Source organism: Proteiniclasticum aestuarii, assembly GCF_017368455.1.
Classification (GTDB): domain Bacteria; phylum Bacillota; class Clostridia; order Clostridiales; family Clostridiaceae; genus Proteiniclasticum; species Proteiniclasticum aestuarii.
In genome coordinates this window covers 1-4,917 of the sequence record NZ_JAFNJU010000024.1, presented here as the reverse complement: position 1 = coordinate 4,917, position 4,917 = coordinate 1, and the positions used below count along the sequence as shown (strand labels likewise).

Here is a 4,917-nt window from a genome sequence, read left to right as displayed (position 1 = left end):
CACGCCGCCAGCGTTCGTCCTGAGCCAGGATCAAACTCTCAATTTTAAAGTTTGAACTAGCTATTCATTACACTAGCTTTGAATTCAATTGCTTGAATTCCACTTCCGTGATGGAAGTGTTTTTGCACCCGGTCACCCGGCTGCCCATCTTCTAATTGCTCGAAGATGTTTTTCTCGATTACTCGAAAAGGTACTTTGGTTTTTTACCTATATTCTGTTTAATTTTCAAAGAACTGTGTGTGTTGTTTTCATCACTTGTCTCAAGCGACTTGTCTATAATATCATGCTCTGGAAGAACATGTCAACAGGTTTTTTCTAAAATATTTCAAAATCCAGCCCTGATAAATACCCCATCTTCGTTATCATATGGCACTCAAGAACATAGGATGAAAAAGAAATCCATGCATGAATCTGAAATCCGAAATAAACCCTGCATTCTTGATTCTCTTTCCGCACTATTCCACCCTATGCACTCCTTGTCCAATGGATACCACATAGAAATCCGCATCATAGCCGATCCGATTTCTGTATTTTTCTCCCACTGTCCTGATGAAATTATCCACAGAATTATTCTCCACGATAGACACGCTGCACCCTCCGAATCCTGCCCCTGTCATTCGAGATCCGATGGTTCCATCCACTTCAGCAGCAGCCTCCACCAGTGCATCCAGCTCATCTCCTGTCACTTCATAATCATCTCTGAGAGACGCATGGGATGCATACATCAGTTTTCCGAAGGCTTCAATATCATCTGATTCAAGAGCTTTTACCGCAAGAAGTGTTCTTTCATTTTCCGTCACTGCGTGCAGCGCTCTCTTGATGAGAACCGGATCTTCGATCAGATACTTATACTGATTGAATTCTTCCGATGTAAGTTCCCCGAGTGCATGGATCGGAAGCTTCTTCTGAAGTCTTCGGAGCGCTTCCTCACATTCTGCTCTACGCTCATTGTACTTGGAGTCCTTCAGCCCTCTCTTCTTGTTCGTATTAGCTACAATGATGGATGCATCCTTCAACCGGATATCAGCATATCTGTACTGCAGAGAATTCGTATCAAGCAGAATGGCTTTATCTTTTTCACCCATAGCCACTGCAAACTGGTCCATGATTCCAGAGTTCACGCCGATAAACGCATTTTCCGCTTTCTGACATAACTTGACCAGTTCAATCATTTCAACAGAAAACTGGAAAAGCTCCTTCAGGATCAATGCGGTGACCACTTCTATGGATGCGGATGAAGAAAGCCCGGCTCCATTGGGAATGTTTCCGCTGTAATAGAAATCCATTCCGCAAGGGATGATGTAACCTGATTCCATAAAGACCTTGATGACTCCTTTCGGATAATTGGCCCAGTCATGACTTCTGTCATAGACCAGTTCATCCAGAGAAAACTGGATCACGCCGTTCTGCGGGAAGTTCTCCGAGAAAAGTCTGATCAGCCGGTCTTCTCTCTTTTTCACTGCAGCATAGGTTCCGATGGTCAGTGCGCAGGGAAAGACGTTTCCTCCGTTATAATCCGTGTGTTCGCCAATGAGATTCACTCTTCCCGGCGCAAAATAAATCCCTTCCGGGTTTTCCTGATAGGTTCTTCTGAAACCAGTCTTCACTTCCATAATTAACTCCTTTTACTCACTACCCATCCATCTGTCCGCTCTGCTTTCTCTGCAACATGGCTGTACCTATATTATAGCCGTTTATCCTGTTTTTCACCTGACATTTTAGCGATTGCTTCGTCTTCTTCCTCATATCATAGAAGCTGTCCTCATCATATTGATAACTTACTGTAAAGATAACCTCGCCATGAGAATATATATTATAATAGACAATATAGGCAACGAAATCTGATTGGAGGATAATCTTTTGAGTTTCTATAATGTAGCATCGGTCCTTGTTATCATCATCAATTTTCTTATTTCATTAACGATTATTTTCAGAAACAGAGAAAAGCCAGAGAAATCCATCGGTTGGCTTCTCATTTTCATGCTGGTTCCTTTTCTGGGTCTTATACTATACTTCCTTGTTGGAAGAAACTGGAAGTCAAAAAACCTGAAAGAAAGACTATCCCCTGAAATGGTGGATTTCGTCAAGACCAGTCTCGAAGAATATGCCGGGCCCCATCTGGAAATGGCAAAAATGGTCACCATGGGCAACGGCAGCCCGATGTTTCTCTATAATGACATAAAAATCTATAAAGATGGCGTTGAAAAATTCGAGGATCTTCTTAAAGATCTTGCTTCTGCCAAACATCACATCCATATGGAGTATTATATCGTGAAATCGGATAAGATCGGTAGACAGATCTTCGATCTTCTCATAAGAAAATCCGAAGAAGGAGTCAAGGTTCGTTTCATCATGGATAAAATAGGCGGACGTACCTTTGATAAGGAATATCTGAAGAAAATCAGGGAGAGTGGTATTGAGCTGGTTACTTACAGTGCTCAGTTTGCCAGTATCAGTAAATTCGTCGATACCTCCATCAACTATCGCAATCATAGAAAGATCGTCATCATAGATGGAAAAACAGGCTATCTGGGGGGAAACAATATCGGTGATGAATACAGAGGCGAATCCAAATTCGGATACTGGCGAGATACCCATGCAAGAGTCGAAGGGGAATTTGTTCTCGGACTGCAGGCATTGTTCTTCGATGATTTCTTTTCTGTCCTATCCATCAATGAGGAAGCAAAGAAGTGGGAGTATGACAAGAAAAGACAGACTTACAAGCGTGAAGGCGACTTAAGCAATTATTTCCCTACAAACACCGTGACGAACTATCTGCCCATGCAGCTGATCTACAATGGACCCGGATCCCCTTACTCAACCATAGAGCAGCTGTTTCTGAAGATGATCACTTCCGCAAAGGAGAAGATCTATATCAGTACGCCCTACTTCATTCCATCAGACTCCCTTATGCAGGCTCTGAAGATGGCCATCTTATCTGGAATCGATGTTAAGATCGTATTCCCTGAACAGTATGACCACCCTCCCGTTGGCCATGCTTCCATGACTTACATCAAGGAACTGCTGGATGTGGGGGGAGAATTTTATTTCTATGACAAGACCGCATTCTATCACAACAAGGCCATCGTTGTAGATACCAATATCTGCACGCTGGGAACAGCGAACTTCGATGTGCGCAGCCTTTATTACAACTACGAAGTCAATGCTGTAATTTATGATGAACTGACTTCAGCGAAAATGGAAGGTCTTTTCTACGATGACATGGCTGTCAGCAGGATGCTCACCCTGGATGAATACAACCAGGGCAGTATCTTCACCCATTTAAAAGAAAGCTTCTTCCGGATCTTCTCGCTTTTATTCTGATATGAAGAAGAGACTACATTCTGTGAGGAGTGTAGTCTCTTTTCATGTTCTATAAATCCAGAAGCTTCTTGGCATCTACATAAGCTGCAATACCTTCTGCCACTTTCTTGGCTTCCTTCATTGCCAGCACAACTGTAGCGGGCTGATGCACCACATCTCCTCCGGCAAACACCCCTTTCAGTGTACACATGCCGTAAGGCTTCTCCCTCGTGATAACGTATCCTTTCTCGTCCACTTCGATCCCTTCCGTTGTGGATACGATTCGTCTGGCAGGCTTGCTGCCTATGGCTACAAGAACAACATCTGTTTCAAGAATTTCCTCTCCAGCATCCGTCTTCACTTTCAGCCCCGTCACCTTGCCTTCTCTACCGATGTATTCCACGGGTGTGTTTCTGAAACGGAATCTGACATTTTCACTGCGCGCATCTTCGTATTCCAGTTTGGAGGCAGGCATATCTTCCTCATCTCTTCTATATACTACGCTGACTTCCTTCGCTCCGATTCTGACAGCAGTTCTTGCCGCATCCATGGCGACATTCCCGCCGCCGATGACGATAACGCGATTGCCTTCCTTGACGATGACCTCTTCACCATTGAGCTTACCTTCGTTGGCCAGCATGGAGGTCCTTAGAAAATAGGAGGATAGTTCTATTCCATGAAGTTCCTTCCCAGGGATATCCAGATTATTGGAGACATTGGTACCCGTTCCTATGAATACGGCATCAAATTCTCTCTCAAAAAGAGTATCTACGGTGAAGTCTTCCCCACCAACCATGTTATTCATGAAGGTTACACCATAGGAGGCAATTTTCGCAATCTCTCTTCTAACAACATCCTTCTGAAGGCGGAAGTCAGGAATTCCATAAAGCAGTATTCCACCTGGCTCCGGCAGAGCTTCGTAAACCACCACATTAAATCCGTCTTTTGCCAGATCTCCTGCTATGGTCAGTCCTGCTGGACCTGACCCTATGACGGCAACCTTCCCCCTTGTCTTTCTCGGAATCTTCTCATTGATCAGTCCCATAGAGTGATCGAAATCCGCAACAAACCTTTCCAGTTTACCAATCTTGATTTCCTTGCCCGCTTTGGCCAGAATACAGTGCCCCTCACATTGCAGATCATGAGGACATACTCTTCCGCAGATTGCAGGCAGATTGGTCTTCCTAGCAAGAATCTCCCGTGCTTCCCCGAAATTCCCCTTGGAGACTTCCTTAATGAATTCAGGAATATGATTTTCAATAGGACACCCTGTAATACAGGTTGGATTTTTACAGTTCAGACACCTCTTTGCTTCTGCCACCGCCTGTTCCATGGTATATCCCTGGTCGACATCAATTAAATATAATCCTTCTGATTCCATCTTACTATCCCTCACATCTCATTATTCTTACTTATATACTGAATAATCTTGTCACACTTGTTATTTTTTGTCAAGGATATCATAAACATTTAAACTTCCAGACAACAAAAAAGCCCCAAGCTTGCGCTTGGAGCCATGTAACTGGCGACGACCTACTTTCCCACAGGGCCTCCCCTGCAGTATCATGGGCTCTAAAAGGCTTAACCGTCGTGTTCGGAATGGGAACGGGTGTA

3 protein-coding genes and 1 rRNA gene are annotated in these 4,917 nt (G+C 43.9%); 1 reads left to right on the top strand and 3 read right to left on the bottom strand.

Annotated elements, in window-relative coordinates; all coding sequences use genetic code 11:
- Positions 1-455: 455 nt before the first annotated feature.
- Positions 456-1,613, bottom strand: a complete 1,158-nt coding sequence (locus tag J3A84_RS15175) for a galactokinase (RefSeq protein WP_207600897.1) — start codon at positions 1,611-1,613, stop codon at positions 456-458.
- A 247-nt stretch (positions 1,614-1,860) separates the two neighbouring features.
- On the opposite strand from J3A84_RS15175, the gene cls reads away from it, so the two are divergent.
- A complete protein-coding gene (cls, locus tag J3A84_RS15170) occupies positions 1,861-3,324 on the top strand; it encodes a cardiolipin synthase (protein WP_242694295.1) in 1,464 nt (487 codons plus the stop codon).
- 49 nt (positions 3,325-3,373) lie between these two features.
- On the opposite strand, the gene J3A84_RS15165 is transcribed toward cls, so the two are convergent.
- Together J3A84_RS15165 and rrf are read right to left on the bottom strand one after the other, a co-directional pair.
- Positions 3,374-4,684 (bottom strand): NAD(P)-dependent oxidoreductase, encoded by a 1,311-nt coding sequence (locus J3A84_RS15165; RefSeq protein ID WP_207600896.1) that lies wholly within the window; start codon positions 4,682-4,684, stop codon positions 3,374-3,376.
- 139 nt (positions 4,685-4,823) lie between these two features.
- Positions 4,824-4,917 (bottom strand): 5S ribosomal RNA (gene rrf / locus J3A84_RS15160); the annotation flags it as partial.

Bases quoted from the DNA above. Each gene is read 5' to 3' on its own strand.
- J3A84_RS15175 (WP_207600897.1), bottom strand. From the start codon at position 1,613: ATGGAAGTGAAGACTGGTTTCAGAAGAACCTATCAGGAAAACCCGGAA.
- J3A84_RS15165 (WP_207600896.1), bottom strand. From the start codon at position 4,684: ATGGAATCAGAAGGATTATATTTAATTGATGTCGACCAGGGATATACC.